Here is a 15,320-nt window from a genome sequence, read left to right as displayed (position 1 = left end):
GCGCCATGAGCGTCAACGTCCGCATCCCCACCATCCTGCGCACCTACACCGGCGGCCAGGCCGAGGTGCCCGCCGAGGGCGCGACCCTCGCCGAGGTCATCGAGTCCCTGGAGAAGAACCACCCGGGCATCGCCGCGCGCGTCCTGGACGACCAGGGCAAGCTGCGCCGCTTCGTGAACGTCTACGTCAACGACGACGACGTGCGCTTCGAGGGCGGGCTGCAGACGGCGACCCCGGACGGCGCCGGCGTCTCGATCATCCCGGCCGTCGCCGGCGGCTGCTGACCGGCTGCTGACCGGCTGGTTCCGGCCCGCCGGTTGACCCGTCAGTTGACCAGTCGGTAGCTGACACGCGCAACCCTTGAATTGCCCCTTCCGCTAAAGCGGAGGGGGCAATTCTGCTTGGTTGGGCGCGGTAGGGTTGGGGAAGTCCCCTCCGCTGTTCTTGCCCGCCGCATATGAGCGGGCTCCTCCATGGTCGACATCGGGCCAATGTGTGTGTGCGATATGGGGCTTTGGTGCGCTTCGTCGGGTCCAACTTGCCCTGGGATAAAGCGACTTTTCGCGCTATTCAGCGTTATTCGCATGTCCAGATTTCTCGTCGGAATGACCTGTTGCAGACAGCGTCGGTCCAGATACATTCAGCCGCGGTCGACGCGTTCCGACGCAAGTTCTGACCCGGGACCGCGAAGTGCGGTCCTGCGCAAGGGCCAGTAATAGGGGAGTTAGGCATGGCTCAGGGCACCGTCAAGTGGTTCAACGCGGAGAAGGGCTACGGCTTCATCGCGGTCGACGGTGGTGCGGATGTGTTCGTCCACTACAGCGCCATCCAGATGGACGGATACCGCACCCTTGAAGAGGGTCAGCGGGTCGAGTTCGAGATCTCGCAGGGCCAGAAGGGTCCGCAGGCGGACATGGTCAAGCTCGCGGTCTGACCAGGACGTCGACCACCGACACGTCACACGTACGCGCGAGACGTACGCACGCGTACACGCGAGGGGCCCACATTCCGGACAGGGATGCGGGCCCCTCTCGCGTTGACCTGCGCCGCAGCGCGACGCTGTCCGGTCCTTGCCCGAAGCCGCTTGCACTCGCGGGGGTCGAGTGCTAATCATTGGCGTTAGCACTCTCCCGGTGAGAGTGCTACATAGACGAGGACCGGGTCGGTGAGGCCCGCAGTGTCCGGCGGGAAGGAACCGTCGCGGCACGCAGGCCGTCCGTCGCGGGCGCCAGCGCGGTCCGGAGCAATCCACCCCGTCCGGGAGGACCACTTCACATGGCCAAGATCATCGCGTTCGACGAGGAGGCCCGGCGCGGTCTCGAGCGCGGCATGAACCAGCTCGCCGACGCCGTCAAGGTCACCCTTGGCCCCAAGGGTCGCAACGTCGTCCTCGAGAAGAAGTGGGGCGCGCCCACGATCACCAACGATGGTGTTTCCATCGCCAAGGAGATCGAGCTCGAGGACCCGTACGAGAAGATCGGCGCCGAGCTGGTCAAGGAAGTCGCCAAGAAGACGGACGACGTCGCCGGTGACGGTACGACCACCGCGACCGTCCTCGCCCAGGCGCTGGTCCGCGAGGGCCTGCGCAACGTGGCCGCCGGCGCCAACCCGATGGCCCTCAAGCGCGGCATCGAGAAGGCCGTCGAGGCCGTCTCCGGCGCCCTGCTGGAGCAGGCGAAGGATGTCGAGACCAAGGAGCAGATCGCTTCCACGGCCTCCATCTCCGCCGCCGACACCCAGATCGGCGAGCTCATCGCCGAGGCCATGGACAAGGTCGGCAAGGAAGGCGTCATCACCGTCGAGGAGTCCCAGACCTTCGGTCTGGAGCTGGAGCTCACCGAGGGTATGCGCTTCGACAAGGGCTACATCTCGGCGTACTTCGCCACCGACATGGAGCGTATGGAGGCGTCGCTCGACGACCCGTACATCCTGATCGTCAACTCCAAGGTCAGCAACGTGAAGGACCTCCTTCCGCTGCTGGAGAAGGTCATGCAGTCCGGCAAGCCGCTGCTGATCATCGCCGAGGACGTCGAGGGCGAGGCCCTGTCCACCCTGGTCGTCAACAAGATCCGCGGCACCTTCAAGTCCGTCGCGGTCAAGGCTCCGGGCTTCGGCGACCGCCGCAAGGCCATGCTGGGCGACATCGCCATCCTCACCGGCGGCACGGTCATCTCCGAGGAGGTCGGCCTCAAGCTCGAGAACGCGGGCCTGGACCTGCTCGGCCGCGCCCGCAAGGTCGTCATCACCAAGGACGAGACCACCATCGTCGACGGTGCCGGTGACAGCGACCAGGTTGCCGGTCGCGTGAACCAGATCCGCGCCGAGATCGAGAACTCGGACAGCGACTACGACCGCGAGAAGCTGCAGGAGCGCCTGGCGAAGCTCGCCGGCGGTGTTGCGGTCATCAAGGCCGGTGCCGCGACCGAGGTCGAGCTCAAGGAGCGCAAGCACCGCATCGAGGACGCCGTTCGCAACGCGAAGGCGGCCGTCGAGGAGGGCATCGTCGCCGGCGGTGGCGTGGCCCTGCTCCAGGCTTCCTCGGTCTTCGAGAAGCTCGAGGGCGACCTCACGGGCGACGAGGCCACCGGTGCCGCGATCGTGAAGCTGGCCCTGGAGGCCCCGCTGAAGCAGATCGCGATCAACGCCGGCCTCGAGGGCGGCGTCGTCGCGGAGAAGGTCCGCAACCTGCCGACCGGCCACGGCCTGAACGCCGCGACCAACGAGTACGTCGACCTCATCGCCGAGGGCATCATCGACCCGGCGAAGGTGACCCGCTCTGCCCTGCAGAACGCGGCCTCCATCGCGGCGCTGTTCCTGACCACCGAGGCCGTCATCGCCGACAAGCCGGAGAAGGCTGCTGCCGCTCCGGGCGGCATGCCGGGCGGTGACATGGACTTCTGATCCCCCGCGGATCGGCAGTTCCGGAAGCTGTACGCCGAGGGCGGTATCCCCAGCCGGGGATACCGCCCTCGGGCGTTTCGGCGAGGCCGTTCAGGCGGCGGGGCGGGCCACGAAGCGGACCTCCTCGTGGTCGGCGTCGAGCGCGATGTTCAGGGCCGCGTCCAGGGCGGTCGCGAGGCGACGCAGCAGCGGGAGGGTCGGCACGGCGTCGGCTCCCTCGATCCGGGAGATCTTCGCCTGGGTGAGGCCTGCGCGCTCGGCCAGCTGGGCCTGGGACAGGCCCAGCGCCTTGCGCCGGTCGTAGACGGCCTGGGCGAAGGCCATCGCCAGCCGGATCTCCGAGCGTTCCGCGGCTGCTTCGGCGGACTCGGCGGAATCTCCGACGGCCTTCGTCTCGCGGGCCAGTTTCCAACGCGTGTGATTCATGATGCGTCGCCTTCCTCGCCGCGGCTGTACACCGTGTGGGCCGGGCCGTGCTTCATCTCGCACACGATACGGGCTGCCGCCGCGCGGGCGATCTGATCCGCCTCGTGCATGCGCGTCTTCCGGAAGACGGTGAGCAGGACGATCCGGCGGCCCGGCGCGAACCAGTAGGTGATCCGCGTCGCGACACCGTCGAGAGTGGGCCGCAGCTCGTACACCCCGCTTCCCAGGGGCCGGGCGAACGGCATGGGAGTCCGGGTTCCGTGGACGGCCAGCAGATCCGCGTACTCCTCGACCTTGCGGTACTGCTTGCCCGGCAACAGTTCCAGCCAGATGCGGACCTCGGGTTCCACCTCGATCACATGCAGATCGTCGTCCATGGCGCGCAACGTATTATGTCGTCACCGACATAATATGGCGAATTCGGCCGCACCGCCTCATCGGATGACGGACTCCTGGCTGTTGACCCAGGGCGAGCTGGTTCACTGGCCGTATGACTGACGTGTTCATCAAGATCTGCGGGCTGAAGACCGAGTCCGACGTCGACGCGGCCGTGGCCGCCGGGGCCGATGCCGTCGGATTCGTGTTCGCGCCCGGCAGCCCCCGTACCGTCGACGCCGCCACCGCCCGCCGGCTGGCCGAGCGGGTGCCGGCCGGGGTGCTCACCGTGGGGGTGTTCCGCGGGCAGTCGGTCGAAGAGGTGCGCCGGTTCGCCGAGGAGAGCGGGGTCCGGGGCGTCCAGCTGCACGGTGAGGAGGGCCCCGAGGACTTCGCGGCCCTCCGCGCGGAGGGCCGCACCCTGCTCCGGGCCACCGCCGAGCACGTCAAGCGCTGCGGTGAGTACGGCGAGGACCTGCTGCTCCTGGACGCCCCCGACCCCGGCTCCGGCAAGCCCTGGAACTGGGGCTCCCCGGAGTTCTCCGCACCGGAGGGCCGCTGGCTGCTGGCAGGCGGCCTGACCCCGGCCACGGTCCGGGAGGCGGTGGCCGTGACCGGCGCGTGGGGGGTGGACGTGTCCAGCGGGGTGGAGAGCGCGCGGGGCGTGAAGTCCCCGGACCTGATCCGGGCGTTCATCGAGACCGCCCGCGGCGCTAGTCGGTGAATTCCTTGAGGGCCTCGGTGTTCAGGGTGATGCCAACGGGCGACGGGATGCGTACGTCGGTTCCGTACGGGGTCGTGGGGCGCAGGCGGTAGCTCCCGCCCTCGGGCTCGCTGTGGACGGTGACGCTGTGGTCGTCCCGGTCGATGAGGAGGTACACGGGAATGCCCACGGCTGCGTAGCCGCCGAGCTTGTCGATGCGGTCCCGGCGGTCGGTGTCGTGGTCGTGGGAGGTCACCTCGACGACCATCAGGATGCCGGCCGGATCGGCCCACTCTCCCTGCCCGGCGAACGTACCCACGGGAGCGAGCGCCCCGTCCACGCGGGCCCGGCCCGTGCGGTACGCCTCGACCTTCAGGCCGCGTTCCGGGTAAAGGGCCAGCTCCGGGCGCTGCTGCAGGCACTGACGCAGGACCCACATGATGATCTCGTCGTGGTCGCCGTCTGGCACCGGCTTGACCTCCAGCTTTCCCTGGACGAACTCAAGGGTCACCGTCTCGGGGGCCGCACGGGCGATCTGCTCGAATTCCTCGACGGTCATCTGCGGGCGCGCGGCGGAGCTGGGGGTCATGGTGTCGCCTCCTCGACACCATGGTGCCCGTGTGCCTGCTGTGGCTGAACAGGGGAGGAATGACCCGATCGGGTGGTGGTGGCTGCCGGGGGTCGGGGTGGGGCTGTCAGGCTGCGGAGCATGGGCATCACGGTCACGACTCGGCGGGACGGGGACAGCGGTCTGTGGACCGCTGTCGGGGACGACGGCGAGCGGACGGAGGAGAGAAGGGCCGACACGGCGGAAGAGGCGAAGGCACTCGTGTTCGAGGCGTTCGGTCTGGAGGCGTGGCGGCCGGCGCCGCCTCCGCCGCCGGGGTGGCAGCGGTTCACGCTGATCCATTGCCCGGTCACCGGCCGGCCGCGGTTTGACGACCCCGTCTACGCCGATATCACCGCGCGCCCGCCTGCGGGTTGCACGGTCAAGGACCTCGGTGGGTACTTCGGGCTGCGCTGCGAGCGCCCCGGCGCGCGGCTGCTGGACGCGGTGGCCGACACCTGCCGGGAGATCCGGGCCGAGCACGGCCTGCTGATGACCGATCTCGGCATCGAGAAGCTGTGGGAGTGGTCGGCGGACGGCACGGACGGCTGGGGTGCGGAAATCGTGGGCCAGCTGCTGCTGATGGCGGCCGAGCGGGGACCGCGGCTCGGCTACAGCGGGGACGACCTGGTGCGGTTCCTGCGGACGGTGACGGCCGGACCGTGAACGCAGCCACATGCACGAAGGCCGGCCCACGGGGGTGGGGGCCGGCCTTCGGGTGGGGCGGGGTCAGTTGCGGGTGACGAGCATCTGGGCGTCGCCGTTGGTGAGGCCGGTGATGGCGACCTTCTGGGCGCCCATGCCGGTGTTCCACCAGCCCTGCCAGGTGCCGTTGTTGTAGCGGGCGGAGTGGTAGGTCTTGCCGTCGTTGCCGACGGCGAGGATCTGGGTGTCGCCGGAGGGCATGCCGGTGATGGCGATGCTGGTGGCGGCGAAGGTGGGGGCGCCGCCGAATCCGTCGGTCTTGGCCCAGCCCTGCCAGGTGCCGTCGGCGTTGCGGATGTTGTGGTGGACGGTGTTGTCGGTGGTGGTGGCGAGGAGCTGGGTGCTGCCGTTGGGGAGGCCGGCGATGGCGATGTTGTTGGCCTGGAAGGTGGTGTTGGTGCCGGTGCCGGCGACGGCGTTGAAGGACTGCCAGGTGCCGTCGGTCTTGCGGATGGTGTGGTAGACGTTGCCGTCGTTGCCGGTGATGAGGACCTGGAGGGTGCCGTCGGGCAGGGGGGCGGCGGCGATCTTCTTGGCGTCCCAGGTGCTGACCTGGGTCCAGCCGGTCCAGGAGCCGCTGACCAGGCGGGTGTTGTGGAAGATCCCGCCGTTCTTGCCGATGGCCATGACCTGGGCGTCGCCGTTGGCCATACCGGCGATCGCCTGGCCCTTGGCCCCGAACTGCGCCGCACCGTCGAAGCCGGGGAGTGCCTGCCAGCCCGTCCACGTACCGCTGCTGTACCGGGCCGCGTGGTAGACGTTGCCGTCGTTGCCCGTGCCCAGGACCTGGGTCGAGCCGTCCGGGGTCGATGCGATCGACTGCTGCGAACCGTTGAAGAACGGCGCACCGTCGAAGCCGGAGAGCGGGTTGAACGCCGTCCACGAGCCGTCCGCCAGACGCGTGGAGTGGTAGAAGTCCCCCGCCTTGCTGGTGGGAGCGGCCGGGTACGGGTCCGCGTCGTCGTAGGCCAGGCCCGCCTTCACCGCGCAGCCGCCCCACGCCCCGGGGCCCTGCCCGGCGAGGATCTTCTCGGCGACGAGGATCTGTTCCTTCTTCGTCGCCTGGTGGGGGTAGGCCGCGTAGTTCTTGCCGCCGAACGCGTCCCAGGTGCTCTTCAGGATCTGCAGCCCGCCGTAGTAGGTGTTTCCGGTGTTGATGCTCCAGTTCCCGGTGCTCTCGCACTGAGCCACCTTGTCCCAGGTCGCGACCGAGGCGGCGGTCGCGGTGCCGGCCGAGAGGGTCGACAGGGTGACGGCGGCCAGGGCGGTCGCGGTGACGGCGGTCAGGCGGGAGAGGCGAGTGGTACGGGAGGGCATCGGAGGTCTCTTCTCATTCACAACGGGCGACGGCGAGGAGCGGGGCTGGGGCCGGCCGGCCCACTGCGGGGTGGGCCGGCCGGTTGGGGACTGCGGGGTGCTGGTTAGTTGCGGGTGACGAGCATCTGGGCGTCGCCGTTGGTGAGGCCGGTGATGGCGACCTTCTGGGCGCCCATGCCGGTGTTCCACCAGCCCTGCCAGGTGCCGTTGTTGTAGCGGGCGGAGTGGTAGGTCTTGCCGTCGTTGCCGACGGCGAGGATCTGGGTGTCGCCGGAGGGCATGCCGGTGATGGCGATGCTGGTGGCGGCGAAGGTGGGGGCGCCGCCGAATCCGTCGGTCTTGGCCCAGCCCTGCCAGGTGCCGTCGGCGTTGCGGATGTTGTGGTGGACGGTGTTGTCGGTGGTGGTGGCGAGGAGCTGGGTGCTGCCGTTGGGGAGTCCGGCGATGGCGATGTTGTTGGCCTGGAAGGTGGTGTTGGTGCCGGTGCCGGCGACGGCGTTGAAGGACTGCCAGGTGCCGTCGGTCTTGCGGATGGTGTGGTAGACGTTGCCGTCGTTGCCGGTGATGAGGACCTGGAGGGTGCCGTCGGGCAGGGGGGCTGCGGCGATCTTCTTGGCGTCCCAGGTGCTGACCTGGGTCCAGCCGGTCCAGGAGCCGCTGACCAGGCGGGTGTTGTGGAAGATCCCGCCGTTCTTGCCGATGGCCATGACCTGGGCGTCGCCGTTGGCCATACCGGCGATCGCCTGGCCCTTGGCCCCGAACTGGGCCGCACCGTCGAAGCCACCCAGCGGCTGCCAGCCCGTCCAGGTGCGGTCCGTGTAGCGGGCGGTGTGGTAGAGGTTGCCGTCGTTGCCGGTCGCCAGCGACTGCGTCGAGCCGTCCGGCGTCGAAGCGATCGACTGCTGCTGGGCGTTGAAGAACGCGGCGCCGTCGAAGCCGTTCAGCGCCTCGAAGGACTCCCAGTTGCCGTCGGCCAGGCGGGTGGCGTGGAAGACGTCGCCGGCCTTGCTGACCGGGGTGGAGGGCGCCTCGGACAGGCCGGACGGGCCGATGAAGGCCATGACGCGGCCGGCGTTCAGCGGGTTGGAGTGGGTGCGCCAGTTGAACCAGCCGCGGAAGCGGACACCGCCGCTCTCGTTGCCGCCGACCGTCTGGATGTTGTCGCCGTCGACGCCCACCACGATGTTCACGTGGTTGGCCTCGCCGTCGTTGAGGCTGCCGTCGTTGTCGTACAGCACGGCGTCACCGACCTGCGGGGTGCTGTGCAGCGTGCCCTTGTTCTTGCCGTACTGGTACAGGCTCCAGGCCCGGGGGTCGATGCCCGAGACATCGGCGCCGGCCTTCTTCCACACCCAGCGGGTGAACTCGGCGCACCAGGCGGACGGGTGCTGGCAGTTGTAGTCGCTGCAGGTGCCGCCGACCTCGCCGCGGGCAATGGACGCCACGGAGGGGGCGTCGGCGTGGGCGAGGGAGGAGGGGACGGCCATGGCGAGCAGCGGCGCGGCGATGAAGGTGGCGACGACGGTGGTCAGCTTGTGGCGGGAGGTACGACGAACGGACACGGTGCACTCCAAGAAGGCATGACGGCCCAAGGCAGCAGGGCCGAGAAGGATTCGGGATTCGGGATGCGGGTTGCGGCGTGGAGCCGCGGACGGCGGCGCGGTGTCGGGTCACCCGGTCCTGGACAGCTGCCCTGCAGGAGCAGCGGTCGGCGGGGGTGCCCGGCAGGGGCCTGCCGGAAGGGGGGGAGGAGCGGCTCTCAGGCCGTTTTCTTCAGGTCAGCGGCGGCGACGGAGTAGCCGTCTGCGGCTCCTGACCGGAGCACCTGCGCGAGCAGGGCGGAAGCTTTGGACCGGGCATCGGCATTGGTCAGGGCCCGGATGAACAGGACGACGTCGATTCCCTGCCGTGCGGCACGGACCCGGACGTGTTCCAGTGCGTGCTGCGGGCCGGCGTGCGCCCACAGGGTGTCCTGGAGGAGACAGGCTTCGCTCTCCGTGCCCGGCCCCCCCGTAATGCGGGTCAGGGGCAAGTGGACGAGGAGCATGCCGGTCAGTCCCAGCCGATGCCGTTGCTGACGACGGAACCGTGCGGCGCGGGGGCCGCGGAGGCGGGAGCCACGTCCCAGCCGATGCCCGTGTTGATGTAGAGGGCACCGCCCAGCAGGGTGGAGAAGATCGCGGTGGTGAGGCGGCGAGAGGTTTTGGACATGGCTGTGCCCCCGGTTCGGTGAGAAGGGTGATTTCAGGACAGTCGGGCGGGCGTTCTTCCGGCCTCATCTCTGGGGCCTGGCCGGGGGTTTGAACCCCGCCGCCGTTCCGGTGAGCACCATCTTGCTCGGGTCCGGAACAGCCCGGAAGGGTTTCGGGATGGCACCAAACGGCCTGGCACCTTGGTGCCAATCCGGGCTCTCGGACCCCTCTTGGTTGCTACCCGCGCGACCGGCCTGCGATGATCGCCAGGCACGTACGGGGAACATGCAGATCGGTCGGGGGACTGAGAAAAATGCTGGTCACACTGGGTTTGGCTGTCACGTCTGAAGCGGTCTACCGGGAGATGCTCGCCGATCCGCTGAGCGGTGTGAGCGACATCTGCGAACGGTTGTCGCTGCCCGAGTCGGCCGTCCGGACCGCCCTGGACGAGCTCGCCGATCTGGAACTCCTGCGGGCCTCGCGGGACATCCCCGGTGCGATGCGGGCGGTCAGTCCGGAAGTGGGCCTGGAGCTGATCCTGCGCCGGCAGGAAGAGGAGCTTTTGCGCCGCCAGCAGGAGCTCGCGCGGAGCAGGGCCGCGGCGGCGCGTGCGGTCGCCGAGTACGCCGATCTCCAGCCGAACACCACGGTCGACAACACGGAACGGCTCGTCGGACTCGACGCGATCCAGACCAAGCTGGAGGTGCTCGCGAAGGAGGTCTCCCGCGAGTGCCTGTCCGTGATGCCGGGCGGCGCGCAGTCGCAGGCCAGTCTCGACGCGTCGCGTCCGCTGGACGAGGACGCGATGGCCCGCGGGATCTCTCTCCTGACCCTCTACCAGGACAGCGTCAGGAACGATCCCGCCACCCTCGCCTACGCCCGGTGGATGACACAGGAGGGCGGTTTGGTCCGCACCTGCCCGGTGCTGCCGCCCCGCCTGCTGGTCTTCGACCGGGAGGTCGCGGTCGTACCCGTCGACCCGGCCAACACCAAGCTGGGCGCACTGTGCACCCGGGAACCGGGCATCGTCGCCACGATGACCGCCCTCTTCGACCAGACCTGGCACACCGCCGTCCCGCTCGGCGCAGACCAGACCCAGGAGACCGGGACCGGACTGACCCCGGGCGAGAAGGAACTCCTCAACCTGCTGGCCGGCGGGCTGACCGACGAGGCGGCGGGCAAGCGCCTGGGCCTGTCCCTGCGCACCGTACGCCGCCAGATGGCCGCCCTGATGGAACGCCTCGGCGCGTCCAGCCGCTTCGAGGCGGGCCTCAAGGCGGCCCAGCGGGGCTGGCTGTAGCCCCGCCCCCGGTCAGAGGCTGGTGACGAAGGCGGTCCAGGCGGTGGCCTGGAAGGTGAGGTGGGGGCCGTCGGGGCGCTTGGAGTCTCGGACGGGGACGATGTCGGGGTGGCCGTCGGCCACTTCGACGCAGTCGCCGCCGGTGGCGTCGCTGTGGGTGGACTTCCGCCAGGTGGCGACCTCCAGGCAGTCGCCGCCGCTTGCGCCGCTGTAGCTGGACTTGTGCCAAGTGGCTGCCGAGAGGTCGTACTCAGGCGTGCTCGTCATGCTCGTAATCCTCCGCCACGGACTCGATCAAGGCCAGCGACTTGCGTGGTGAGAGAGCGTTGGCCGTGAGCAGATCGTAGGTCAGCGAGTGGTGCGTGACTGTGGCCGGATCATCGAAGAGCTGGCCTGTTCCCATGCCTTGGACGTAGGCGAGGGACGGAGCGTCCTCAAAAGACATCAGCTTGAGGGATCCCTCCATTGCCGCGTGGAAGCCTGCGCTGAACGGAAGCACCTGAACGATGATCCGGCGGGCCCGGATCAGTCCTGCGATATGACGCAGGGCCTCGGCCATGACCGCCTTCGTGTCGCCCGCTCGCCGCAAGACCGCTTCGTCAAGCACGCACCACAACAGGGGTGTTGTTGGATCACTGAGGAGGGCGGCGCGAGCGAGTCGGTTGGTGACCAGCTCGTCGATGGTCTCGTCCGGGGCGGTCGGATGCCCCGCGCGGAACACTTCCCGCGCGTACGCCTCCGTCTGCAGCAGCCCCGGGATGATCAGCGGCGCGTACTCGCGGATTGCCTTCGCCAAGGCTTCCGCCTCCGCCGCCGCAGCGAAGTGGTCCGGGTACTTCGACTTCGCGGCGGCGCCGCAGTTGCGGGCGAAGAAGCCGCCCGTGTCGAGGATCTCGTCTATCTGGCGGGCGAGGTCGAGGTGCATCCGGCGGGTGCCCGCTTCGAGCTGGCCGATGAACGAGCCGCTGACGAAGAGCGGTTCGCCGAGCTCGGCCTGGCTCTTCCCGGCGCGCTCGCGGGCGACCCGCAGCTCGGAGCCGAGCAGGGCGCGTGGTGAGGAGGAGGGGTCCAGGTTCTTGCTTGCCATGGCAACTCCCAGGCCAACAGGTGCGGTTGTTTCGTGGCCGTCCTTGCAAGGCTAGCGAGCCGATCGCCACGCTGTGTGCAGAAGTCGGATACGCAGAGTGGAAAGGTGGCGCGGCGATGGTGCTCACGCCGAACGAGCGGGTTCAGGCGGCCGAGGAGGCCGTGGTGCAGCTGAAGACGGCGCTGGACGGGGTCGGGGTGGTGTTCCCGTCGCTGGGGGTGGACCAGGTGTCGGCAGCCGGTACGTACGGGCTGCCGCTGGTCGACCTCGGCCGCTGCAACCTGGACACCGCGCTCCGGCTGGCCGCCGTCCTCCACGAGCGGGAGTCAGCGCGATAGGGCCGGGGTGTCGGCCGGTTGCGGGCTGGTCGGGTCCGGAGCGGTGGCGGACCGGTTCAGTTCGGCGAGCATCGGCTTCGTGAAGCCGAAGAAGTACGTGGCTGCGAAGCCGGCCAGGTAGCCGGTCAGCAGCCCGCCGGCGTAGATGGCGACGGCTGTGCCCAGGCCCGAGGTGCCGTCGAGCAGGGGGAAGAGGGCCCAGCCCGAGGGGCCGATGGCCGTGGAGCCGAAGGTGACGCCCAGCTGGCTGAAGAGGCCCACGAACGCGCCGCCCGCCGCGCCGCCCGCGCAGGCGGTGACGAACGGGCGGCCGAGGGGGAGCGAGACGCCGTAGATGAGGGGTTCGCCGACGCCCAGGAAGCCGGCCGGGAGGGCCGACTTGATGGTGGTGCGGAGGGAGCCGTTGTGGGGGAGGCGGAGGTAGACGGCGAACGCGGCGCCCACCTGGCCGGCGCCCGCCATGGCGAGGATCGGGAGGAGGACGGTGTGGCCGGACTGCTCGATCAGGGTGGTGTGGATGGGGATGAGCGCCTGGTGCAGGCCGAGCATCACCAGCGGGAGGAACAGGCCGCCGAGGACCAGGCCGGCGAAGGCGCCGCCGGTGGCGAGCAGCCAGTCGGCGCAGCGGCCGATGGCTGCGGAGACCTCGCCCGCGAGGAACATCAGGCCGAAGAGGGTGATCAGGCCGGAGACCAGGACGGTGAGGGTGGGGGTCAGCAGGACGTCGAGGGCTTCCGGTACCCGACGGTGGCACCACTTCTCGACCCGTACGGCGAGGAAGGCCGCGCAGAGGGCGCCGAGGACGCCGCCCTGGCCGGGGGAGAGGGCCAGGCCGAAGGCGGTGACCTTTGCGACGCCCGGGAAGACGATGATCGAGGCGACCGCACCGCCGAGAATCGGGGTGCCGCCGAACTCCTTCGCGGTGTTGTAGCCGACGAACACCGCGATCAGGGACATGAAGCCGGAGGCGATGGCGGCGAGCGCCGGGACGACGGTGGGCAGTGCGCCGAGGTTGGCGAGGAGGCCGCCCAGCCCGGCGATGATGCCGCAGCCGATCAGGGCGGGGATCAGCGGGACGAAGATGTTCGCGATCCGGCGGAGGAACAGTTTGACGGGGGTGGCGTTCCGCTCCTTCCGGGCCGCCTTCAGCGCCGCGCCCCGGTCGGCCAGTTCGCCGGCGGTTACCGGGGGCGGGGCTGCGGCCGGCGCCGGCGCCGACGCGGGTGACGGTGACGGTGACGGTGACGGGGTTGCGGTGCGTTCCTCGGCGACCAGGGCCTCGAACTCGGGGGTGACCCGGGCGACGGCACCCGGGCCGAGCACGATCTGGTACGTGTCGTCCTCGACCACGCCCAGCACCCCGGGCACCGCCCTGAGGGCCGCGTCCTGGACCAGGGCCCGGTCGCGCAGGCCGATGCGCAGGCGGGTCATGCAGTGCGCGATCGAGGTGATGTTGTCCGGGCCGCCGACGAGAGGGAGGATCGCGGAGGCGGTGGCGCGGTTCTTGTCTGTAGCCATGGAGGGGTCGCCTTGCTCGGGGGTGCGTGCGGGCGGGCGGGTCAGGGGGCCGGGGCCAGGGCGAGGGCGATGGCTTCGCGGAGGTGGCCGCGGGATTCCGTGAGCAGGCGGGCGGCGGTCGGGCCGTCGACGCCGCCGAGGAGGACGAGGACGGCGTCCTTGACCTCGCCGCCGGTGGCGGTCAGTGCGGCCTCGATCTCCGCGTCCGGGGCGCCCGTCGCGAGCGCGACGATGCGGCGGGAGCGGGCGCGCAGCTTCTCGTTGGAGGCGCGGACGTCGACCATCAGGTTTCCGTAGGTCTTGCCCAGGCGGATCATCGTGATCGTCGAGATCATGTTGAGGACGAGCTTCTGGGCGGTGCCGGCCTTCAACCGGGTCGATCCGGTGAGGAGTTCCGGGCCGGTGACCACCTCGATGCCGTGGTCCGCGGCGGCGGCGAGCGCGGAGCCGGGGTTGCAGGACAGGCCGACGGTGAGCGCGCCGCGGGTGCGGGCGGATTCGACGGCTCCGATGGCGTACGGGGTGCGGCCGGAGGCGGAGATGCCGACGACGGTGTCGGCTTCGGTGAGGCCGAGCGCGGTGAGGTCGGCCTCCGCCAGCTCTTTGGAGTCCTCTGCGCCCTCGACGGCCTTGACCATGGCGGTGGGGCCGCCCGCGATCAGGCCGAGCACCTGGGAGGGGTCGGTGTTGAAGGTGGGCGGGCATTCGCTGGCATCGAGTACGCCGAGCCGGCCGGCCGTACCGGCGCCCGCGTAGACCAGTCGGCCGCCGCGGGCCATACGGGCGGCGATGGCGTCGATGGCGGCGGCGATCCGGGGCAGCTGTGCGGCCACGGCGGCCGGGACGGTGCCGTCCTCGGCGTTCATGGTGCGGGCGATGTCGAGGGTGGGGAGCCGGTCGATCTCGGCGAGTTCGGGGCGGAAGGCCTCGGTGGCGAGGGCGTCGAGCTGGGCGCGGAGGGCGGCGTACGCGGTCATGGGCGGCGGGGGCCGGCCTGCGCAGCGCAGCGGCTGTGGCTGCGGTCGTCGTCGCTGTTGCCGTTGCCGTTGCCGTCGCCGTTGCTGTCGCCGCTGAAGGGTTCCTGCTGGCTGCTGATCACGCGTGAAAGCTATTTTCGGGCCCGGCCGGGGTCAAGGCGCCATTCGGGAGCGTTCGAAACGGACCTTCACCACATGGGGGACCCGGGGTCACAATGGGCCCATGGACCACGCGACCCCTCTGGAACAGGCGCTTCATGCCGCCCGCGCTCTTGTACTCGCCGATCTCGTCGCGGGCGAGGTCGCCGAGGCCGATGTCGTCTCCCTTGTCGAGGATTCGGTCGTGCACCGCCGCTGGTGGGTGGAGCAGTGGCCGGAGGGGGTCGATTTCCTTCCCGGACTCGTTGCCCAGGACGTACAGGACGCCCTGCTGGAGAAGCACGGCCGCTGGCCGCTGTGCCCGGTCTGTGAGCACGGCGATCCGCACGCGCTGGACGTGGAACCCGAGTTGGGGCCGGACCCGCACTGGGTGTGCGGGAAGGCAGGCGTGAAGGTGGCGTCCGTCGGCGCGCTCGGGCCGGTCCTGCGCGGGTTCGCCGAGTGACGCTGTACATCGACCCGCCCACCTGGCCGGGACACGGCCGGATGTGGTCGCACCTGGTCAGCGACGTCTCGTACGAGGAGCTGCACGCCTTCGCCGCGTCCATCGGCTGCCCGCCGCGGGCCTTCGAGCGGGACCACTACGACGTGCCGTCGGAGCGGTACGCCGATGCGGTGGCGGCCGGCGCGGTCGAGATCGGCAGCAAGGAACTGGTCCGCCGCCTGACCGCAGCAGGCCTCCGCCGCCCGAAGCACCGCCCCTCCGCCTGATCAT

Annotated in this window: 21 protein-coding genes; 9 read left to right on the top strand and 12 right to left on the bottom strand. The window is 70.0% G+C overall.

The window, feature by feature from the left end:
• Nucleotides 1-5: 5 nt before the first annotated feature.
• From DEJ50_RS14785 to groL, 3 genes are all read left to right on the top strand, one after another.
• On the top strand, nt 6-284 hold the full coding sequence (locus DEJ50_RS14785; protein WP_150208487.1) for a MoaD/ThiS family protein: 279 nt from the start codon (nt 6-8) through the stop codon (nt 282-284).
• Nucleotides 285-730: 446 nt separating this feature from the next.
• The gene (locus DEJ50_RS14780; RefSeq protein ID WP_005315736.1) at nt 731-934 is read left to right on the top strand and encodes a cold-shock protein; all 204 of its coding nucleotides are present in this window, start codon (nt 731-733) and stop codon (nt 932-934) included.
• Between the two features lie 341 nt (nt 935-1,275).
• A complete protein-coding gene (gene groL / locus DEJ50_RS14775) occupies nt 1,276-2,901 on the top strand; it encodes a chaperonin GroEL (RefSeq protein ID WP_150208486.1) in 1,626 nt (541 codons plus the stop codon).
• A 90-nt stretch (nt 2,902-2,991) separates the two neighbouring features.
• Here the strand turns inward: groL and DEJ50_RS14770 are convergent, their stop codons facing one another.
• Complete coding sequence (locus tag DEJ50_RS14770) at nt 2,992-3,327, bottom strand: helix-turn-helix domain-containing protein (RefSeq protein WP_150208485.1); 336 nt, start codon at nt 3,325-3,327, stop codon at nt 2,992-2,994.
• Nucleotides 3,324-3,704, bottom strand: coding sequence for a type II toxin-antitoxin system RelE/ParE family toxin (locus DEJ50_RS14765; protein ID WP_150208484.1), 381 nt, complete (start codon nt 3,702-3,704; stop codon nt 3,324-3,326). Before DEJ50_RS14765 ends, DEJ50_RS14770 begins: the two co-directional genes overlap by 4 nt.
• 113 nt (nt 3,705-3,817) lie before the next feature.
• Here DEJ50_RS14765 and DEJ50_RS14760 point away from each other — a divergent pair, with 113 nt between their 5' ends.
• Entirely contained in the window at nt 3,818-4,426 is a 609-nt protein-coding gene (locus DEJ50_RS14760) for a phosphoribosylanthranilate isomerase (RefSeq protein ID WP_150208483.1), read from the top strand.
• Here the strand turns inward: DEJ50_RS14760 and DEJ50_RS14755 are convergent.
• A complete protein-coding gene (locus DEJ50_RS14755) occupies nt 4,416-4,994 on the bottom strand; it encodes a Uma2 family endonuclease (protein ID WP_150208482.1) in 579 nt (192 codons plus the stop codon). The genes DEJ50_RS14760 and DEJ50_RS14755 overlap by 11 nt on opposite strands.
• A 120-nt stretch (nt 4,995-5,114) precedes the next feature.
• Between DEJ50_RS14755 and DEJ50_RS14750 the strand changes: the two genes are divergently transcribed.
• Nucleotides 5,115-5,678, top strand: a complete 564-nt coding sequence (locus DEJ50_RS14750) for a hypothetical protein (RefSeq protein ID WP_223837760.1) — start codon at nt 5,115-5,117, stop codon at nt 5,676-5,678.
• A gap of 63 nt (nt 5,679-5,741) precedes the next feature.
• On the opposite strand, the gene DEJ50_RS35420 is transcribed toward DEJ50_RS14750, so the two are convergent.
• The 4 genes from DEJ50_RS35420 to DEJ50_RS33930 form a co-directional block, all read right to left on the bottom strand.
• Nucleotides 5,742-7,034, bottom strand: a complete 1,293-nt coding sequence (locus DEJ50_RS35420; protein WP_150208481.1) for a transglycosylase family protein — start codon at nt 7,032-7,034, stop codon at nt 5,742-5,744.
• Nucleotides 7,035-7,138: 104 nt separating this feature from the next.
• Nucleotides 7,139-8,596, bottom strand: a complete 1,458-nt coding sequence (locus DEJ50_RS14740; protein WP_223837759.1) for a CHAP domain-containing protein — start codon at nt 8,594-8,596, stop codon at nt 7,139-7,141.
• Nucleotides 8,597-8,793: 197 nt separating this feature from the next.
• A complete protein-coding gene (locus DEJ50_RS14735) occupies nt 8,794-9,081 on the bottom strand; it encodes a hypothetical protein (protein ID WP_150208480.1) in 288 nt (95 codons plus the stop codon).
• Between the two features lie 5 nt (nt 9,082-9,086).
• Nucleotides 9,087-9,245 (bottom strand): hypothetical protein, encoded by a 159-nt coding sequence (locus DEJ50_RS33930; RefSeq protein ID WP_190344495.1) that lies wholly within the window; start codon nt 9,243-9,245, stop codon nt 9,087-9,089.
• Nucleotides 9,246-9,539: 294 nt separating this feature from the next.
• Between DEJ50_RS33930 and DEJ50_RS14730 the strand changes: the two genes are divergently transcribed.
• Nucleotides 9,540-10,526, top strand: a complete 987-nt coding sequence (locus DEJ50_RS14730) for a helix-turn-helix transcriptional regulator (RefSeq protein ID WP_150208479.1) — start codon at nt 9,540-9,542, stop codon at nt 10,524-10,526.
• A gap of 12 nt (nt 10,527-10,538) precedes the next feature.
• Here DEJ50_RS14730 and DEJ50_RS14725 read toward each other — a convergent pair whose 3' ends face one another.
• Together DEJ50_RS14725 and DEJ50_RS14720 are read right to left on the bottom strand one after the other, a co-directional pair.
• Complete coding sequence (locus DEJ50_RS14725; protein ID WP_150208478.1) at nt 10,539-10,793, bottom strand: DUF397 domain-containing protein; 255 nt, start codon at nt 10,791-10,793, stop codon at nt 10,539-10,541.
• The gene (locus DEJ50_RS14720; RefSeq protein ID WP_150208477.1) at nt 10,777-11,613 is read right to left on the bottom strand and encodes a helix-turn-helix domain-containing protein; all 837 of its coding nucleotides are present in this window, start codon (nt 11,611-11,613) and stop codon (nt 10,777-10,779) included. Before DEJ50_RS14720 ends, DEJ50_RS14725 begins: the two co-directional genes overlap by 17 nt.
• Before the next feature lie 116 nt (nt 11,614-11,729).
• Here DEJ50_RS14720 and DEJ50_RS14715 point away from each other — a divergent pair, with 116 nt between their 5' ends.
• Nucleotides 11,730-11,951 carry a hypothetical protein gene (locus DEJ50_RS14715; RefSeq protein WP_150208476.1) on the top strand — a complete coding sequence of 74 codons (222 nt, stop codon included), beginning with the start codon at nt 11,730-11,732 and terminating at the stop codon, nt 11,949-11,951.
• On the opposite strand, the gene DEJ50_RS14710 is transcribed toward DEJ50_RS14715, so the two are convergent.
• From DEJ50_RS14710 to DEJ50_RS35225, 3 genes are read right to left on the bottom strand one after another with little or no spacing between them, the layout of a single operon-like run.
• Nucleotides 11,940-13,469 (bottom strand): PTS transporter subunit EIIC, encoded by a 1,530-nt coding sequence (locus tag DEJ50_RS14710; RefSeq protein ID WP_150208475.1) that lies wholly within the window; start codon nt 13,467-13,469, stop codon nt 11,940-11,942. The two genes, DEJ50_RS14715 and DEJ50_RS14710, sit on opposite strands and share 12 nt — an antisense overlap.
• A 41-nt stretch (nt 13,470-13,510) precedes the next feature.
• On the bottom strand, nt 13,511-14,446 hold the full coding sequence (gene murQ / locus DEJ50_RS14705) for an N-acetylmuramic acid 6-phosphate etherase (protein WP_150208474.1): 936 nt from the start codon (nt 14,444-14,446) through the stop codon (nt 13,511-13,513).
• Complete coding sequence (locus tag DEJ50_RS35225) at nt 14,443-14,568, bottom strand: hypothetical protein (protein ID WP_263399198.1); 126 nt, start codon at nt 14,566-14,568, stop codon at nt 14,443-14,445. Before DEJ50_RS35225 ends, murQ begins: the two co-directional genes overlap by 4 nt.
• A 101-nt stretch (nt 14,569-14,669) precedes the next feature.
• On the opposite strand from DEJ50_RS35225, the gene DEJ50_RS14700 reads away from it, so the two are divergent.
• On the top strand, nt 14,670-15,050 hold the full coding sequence (locus DEJ50_RS14700; RefSeq protein ID WP_150208473.1) for a hypothetical protein: 381 nt from the start codon (nt 14,670-14,672) through the stop codon (nt 15,048-15,050).
• On the top strand, nt 15,047-15,316 hold the full coding sequence (locus DEJ50_RS14695; RefSeq protein ID WP_150208472.1) for a DUF4031 domain-containing protein: 270 nt from the start codon (nt 15,047-15,049) through the stop codon (nt 15,314-15,316). The genes DEJ50_RS14700 and DEJ50_RS14695 overlap by 4 nt, the downstream gene beginning before the upstream one ends.
• Nucleotides 15,317-15,320: the final 4 nt, after the last annotated feature.

This window comes from Streptomyces venezuelae, assembly GCF_008642295.1.
In the GTDB taxonomy this organism is placed as follows: domain Bacteria; phylum Actinomycetota; class Actinomycetes; order Streptomycetales; family Streptomycetaceae; genus Streptomyces; species Streptomyces venezuelae_C.
This window is presented reverse-complemented; position numbering and strand designations above follow the sequence as displayed.